Annotated in this window: 5 protein-coding genes; 2 read left to right on the top strand and 3 right to left on the bottom strand. The window is 46.4% G+C overall.

Going from position 1 to position 4,655, the window contains the following annotated elements; translation table 11 throughout:
• On the bottom strand, nt 1-802 hold an 802-nt coding region (locus tag B2899_RS13315), incomplete at its 3' end, for an NAD(P)H-dependent flavin oxidoreductase (protein WP_286886451.1).
• A 232-nt stretch (nt 803-1,034) separates the two neighbouring features.
• Here B2899_RS13315 and B2899_RS13310 point away from each other — a divergent pair.
• A complete protein-coding gene (locus B2899_RS13310; RefSeq protein WP_146808089.1) occupies nt 1,035-2,504 on the top strand; it encodes an aminotransferase class I/II-fold pyridoxal phosphate-dependent enzyme in 1,470 nt (489 codons plus the stop codon).
• A 197-nt stretch (nt 2,505-2,701) separates the two neighbouring features.
• On the opposite strand, the gene B2899_RS13305 is transcribed toward B2899_RS13310, so the two are convergent.
• On the bottom strand, nt 2,702-2,815 hold the full coding sequence (locus B2899_RS13305) for a GapA-binding peptide SR1P (protein WP_286886448.1): 114 nt from the start codon (nt 2,813-2,815) through the stop codon (nt 2,702-2,704).
• A gap of 251 nt (nt 2,816-3,066) precedes the next feature.
• A complete protein-coding gene (locus tag B2899_RS13300) occupies nt 3,067-3,360 on the bottom strand; it encodes a DUF3055 domain-containing protein (protein WP_146808093.1) in 294 nt (97 codons plus the stop codon).
• Nucleotides 3,361-3,659: 299 nt separating this feature from the next.
• Here B2899_RS13300 and B2899_RS13295 point away from each other — a divergent pair, with 299 nt between their 5' ends.
• Nucleotides 3,660-4,634: a 4Fe-4S binding protein gene (locus tag B2899_RS13295; RefSeq protein WP_286886445.1), complete on the top strand. Its 975-nt coding sequence runs from the start codon at nt 3,660-3,662 to the stop codon at nt 4,632-4,634.
• Nucleotides 4,635-4,655: the final 21 nt, after the last annotated feature.

The following is a 4,655-nucleotide window of genomic DNA, read 5'->3' as shown; positions in this document are numbered from 1 at the left end:
TCGCTCTTCCGCTAATCATATCCTTCAATTCATCATATGTCGCGCCTTCCTTCTCCCGCTCAATAATGTTCAATGCGTGAGCCGTCTTCAAAACGCGGCCTGGCGCTCCCAGCGTACGCTTAATGATGACTGTGTCCGTCTCTTTGCCGGCAAGAATCGCCTGCTTGTACGCTTCGCTTGCATGTACGCATTCTTGAGTGGCAATGAAGCGGGTTCCCATCTCGATACCTTCAGCGCCAAGTGCAAGCGCTGCTAATAAGCCGCGTCCGTTACCGATGCCACCGCTCGCCAGCACCGGAATTGAAACAGACTCGACCACGCGCGGAATCAATACCATCGTGCCGATGTCTTCTCGTCCCAGATGGCCGCCTCCTTCCTGTCCCACTGCCATAACCGCATCCGCACCCAGCTCTTCCGCTTTTTGCGCTTGCCTTACACCGGCTACCAGAACGAGCGTACGGATATTTTCCCCTTTAATTCTCTCGAAAATCGGTTTCGGATTACCGCCGGTGATGGAGATGGCAGGCACCTTCTCTTCAATAGCCACTTCCAGCAGTTCTTCATACGGCCGACCGTGCTGTCCAATGGCAAAATTAACGCCGAACGGCTTGTCGGTCAATGTGCGGACTTTGCGGATTTCTTCTCTCACTTTCTCCGGCGTACCGAGCGTCATTGCGGTAATCTGCCCTAACCCTCCGGCATTGGAGACGGCTGCGGCCAGCTCCGCATACGCCAGGTAAGCCAGGCCGCCCTGGACGATTGGATATTGAATGCCAAAAATTTCGGTTACACGCGTTTTCATGTATTCTCTCCCTCTCCTTTGTTCATAAGCCTATAGTGTTTATTCGCGCTCCCTGTATAAAAATCCTTTTTAAATTTTATGAACAGTAGAAATTTAAGAAATACGCAAGAATTTGTTTCTGCCGGAAGAGAATGATTTAAATCGGAAAGACATTTTGATATACTCAATATGTTTGTAATGATGTATCGCACCGCAGCAGGCGGCACCACATACAGAAATGGGGAATGCTCTTATGGACCAATCAAAAACGCCCCTGTTTACGGGGCTGTTGGAACACGCCCGGCGAAATCCGATTCAGTTTCACATCCCGGGTCACAAAAAAGGAAGCGGGATGCTTCCAGAGTTCCGCGATTTTATCGGGCAGAATGCGCTGTCTATCGACTTAATTAATATCGCCCCGCTCGATGATCTGCACCATCCAAAAGGCATAATTAAAGAAGCGCAGGAATTGGCTGCAGAAGCTTTCGGCGCCGATTATACGTTTTTCTCCGTTCAGGGAACGAGCGGAGCCATTATGACAATGATTATGTCTGTTGTAGGACCGGGCGAGAAGATTATCGTCCCCCGCAACGTGCATAAATCGATTCTTTCGGGAATTATCTTTGCCGGTGCGATTCCGGTTTTCGTGCATCCGGTTATGGACCCTGACTTAGGCATTGCACACGGTGTTACGACAGAATCAGTACGCAAGGCACTGGAGCAGCATCCCACCGCTAAAGCGGTTCTTGTCATCAATCCGACTTACTTCGGCGTTGCCGCCAATTTGAAGGAAATTGTGGATTTGGTGCATGAGTATGGTATTCCGGTACTCGTCGATGAAGCGCATGGTGTTCACATTCACTTCCATGACGATATGCCGCTATCCGCGATGCAGGCCGGTGCCGATATGGCAGCAACCAGCGTACACAAACTGGGCGGCTCCATGACACAAAGCTCCGTTCTGAATGTGCGTGAAGGTCTGGTCTCAGCCAATCGCGTAAAATCGGTTATCAGCATGCTGACGACCACATCGACTTCGTATCTGTTGCTGGCATCTCTGGATGCGGCACGCCGCGAACTGGTAGAGCACGGCAAAGAAATGATGGACAAGGTACTGGAGCTGGCCGCATACGCCCGGGATGAGATTAACGATATCCCCGGCCTTCGCTGTGTAGGCAAAGAGATTCTCGGCAGCCCCGCCACGTATGATATGGATTTATCCAAGCTCATTATCCGTGTACGCGGCATCGGACTTACCGGCCATCAGGTGGAAGTATGGTTGCGCGAAAAATACAATATTGAAGTCGAGCTGAGCGATTTATACAACATTCTGTGTATTATCACGCCGGGCGACTCGATTCTGACAGTGACGACCCTTGTACAGGCGCTTCGTGAGTTGGCCCGCATCCAGATGGGCAAGGATTCGATGAAGCCCCTGACCGTTCATCTGCCAAAAATTCCGGCACTCTCACTTTCGCCACGCGAGGCCTTCTATTCGGAGACTGAGATTATCCCGATTCGCGAAGCAGCAGGCCGAATTATGGCCGAATTCATCATGGTCTATCCTCCTGGAATCCCAATTGTGCTTCCAGGTGAAGTCATGACGCAGGACAATATTGACTACATTCTTAAAAACATCGAAGCCGGTCTCCCGGTTCAAGGTCCTGAGGACGAATCGCTTCAAACCATCAAAGTTATCAAACGTACACAAGCGATTAAATAATAAAAGACCTGTCCGTATTCCTGCTTTATTAGCAAGGAAGCCACCGGCAGGTCTTTTTCTTCGTACCCCAAAAGTCAGCCTCTCGTTTCTTGCCATCCGTTGTGTATATTTTAAACGGTCAACCACACTTTTTGGTGTTAATCTGTTAACCAAAAGGAAAAACCTTTGCAGAGTCGCAAAGGTTAGAGGTTCATTATTTATTCTTCTTCACAAGTCGGACAGCCGTTACAAGACGCGTACAGTACTTCTACCTTCTCATGTTCGTAATGCTCAATAATTTGATCACACTCTTTACATACAATAGTTCCCATAAATATCACCCTCCGTTTAGTAAGTCCATACCGATTAAGGATGTATAATCTTCAACCACGCTCATAATATGTTATGTCATTAATATAATATGTCATACTAATTGCGTCAACAGGTTTTTCTAAAAATTTTCGCCCTTTTTTACGACTATTTCTTTCATCCCATCAAAAAGACCTTCAGGAGAATCTCCCGAAGGTCTGGGTATGCGTTTTTATTGCATAATGAGGTGTACATTCCACCGGACAATCAAATACTAATATTGCGTTAATGCATGGTCAGTATGTGGAAGATGACCTTGCAGGAACAAGGAAAGCTCATGCGCCTCCTCGTCATCAGCAATGGCGAATTTCTGCTTCAGAACCTCAATGTTTTGCGCATCTTCGGCACAGAGCAAAGAAGATCGCCCTGTTTGCATGCAAATCACCAGAGGCTTTCCAAAAAATTGATTCGTGTAAACGAGCCCGAAATCATAGCGGGCTTTCTCAGATGCAAAGCCGACAAAGTTCACTTTTGTCGTCTCTGACGTCTCATAAAGGCGCTCGAACATATTTTAGAAACCTCCTTTGTATTTGCGTGAATTTACTGTCTATTTTATTGTATCATAAAAATTTGAACTGACAATTCCATTTTGAAGAAATAGGAAATGAGACACATGGTTTTGTCTATAGGGAAATTCCCCTGTTTTTTGTTTAAAATAATGAAGAAATACCGCTAAAATACAGTTTTTTTAGGGGTCAAAAATCACAAATTATTCACTTCACTTCTGAGATCCCCTGTGCGACAATTTCAGTGTAATCACTTACTTTATAGAGAATTTAGGAAGAGAACCCCAAAGGAGTGTAGTCCATGAGTAAGCGAATGCTATTGCAAGCGACAATTCTTATTCTGTTTTTTATCGTACCGTTGCTCGACATTTTCCGGATTGATTTAGTTCATCTTCATTTTTATGTTTTGACTAAAAGCTTCTCGTTTAATGACGGATATATTTTGCTGTTGACCGTCCTTGTGCTTGTTTTCACTTTCGTCTCTATTTCTCAGTGGTTCGGCCGCCAGTTCTGCGGGTGGATGTGTCCGCATAACACCTTTTCCGTATATCTGACCAAGATTACAAACTCCAAGACGCTGCGCAATAACGCCGGTCTGCGCAATGCCATCGACATTGGCTTATCGCTTATTTTTGCTCCGCTCATCGGCTTTAGCATGATTGCATATTTCTATAGTCCAAAGGACTTGTTCGAAGAAATTATTACGTTTGATACGGGCGCCTGGTCGTTTTGGGCTTACATTCTGGCCACCGTTTTCTTCTTTGTCATGATTAACAGACTGCGTCATAGCTTCTGTCGCAGCGCATGCCCATATGGCATGCTGCAAATGATTCTGTCCGACAAGAACTCCCGCACCGGCGGCATTAAAAATATGTTCCGCGGCGCAGGTCTTGTACTTACGCTGTTGATGACCGTCATGACTTCAATCTTATTGTTCTCTATCTTCACCAACACGGGATTTGCGGTCAGCATCGGCAAAAACCTCCAAGGTGTACCAGCCGAGAACCGCATTATTTACACATACAACCTCCAGATAGAAAATCTTAAGGATAAACCGGCCACCTTTACACTTACGTATCAAAATGTTCCAGAAAGCTGGGACGTCATACTTCCATCCCGGGTAAAAGCGGAGCCGAATTCTGTAGCTAGTGAGACCCTGCTCTTCCGGATCGACCAGGGCAGCATCGGCAAAAACACTACGATTATGATTATCATCACAAATGAGGAAGGCAAAAAAATTGAGCGCGAAATCAGCATCTTTCCAATAAAGAAATGATAAGAAAAACGCGCGGGCGTT

The sequence above is a fragment of the Aneurinibacillus sp. UBA3580 genome, assembly GCF_002375825.1.
Lineage (GTDB): Bacteria > Bacillota > Bacilli > Aneurinibacillales > Aneurinibacillaceae > Aneurinibacillus > Aneurinibacillus danicus.
This window is presented reverse-complemented; position numbering and strand designations above follow the sequence as displayed.

Excerpts from the sequence above, each read along its gene's own strand:
- B2899_RS13310 (WP_146808089.1), top strand. The coding sequence starts at position 1,035 with ATGGACCAATCAAAAACGCCCCTGTTTACGGGGCTGTTGGAACACGCC.
- B2899_RS13305 (WP_286886448.1), bottom strand. The coding sequence starts at position 2,815 with ATGGGAACTATTGTATGTAAAGAGTGTGATCAAATTATTGAGCATTAC.
- B2899_RS13300 (WP_146808093.1), bottom strand. The coding sequence starts at position 3,360 with ATGTTCGAGCGCCTTTATGAGACGTCAGAGACGACAAAAGTGAACTTT.
- B2899_RS13295 (WP_286886445.1), top strand. The coding sequence starts at position 3,660 with ATGAGTAAGCGAATGCTATTGCAAGCGACAATTCTTATTCTGTTTTTT.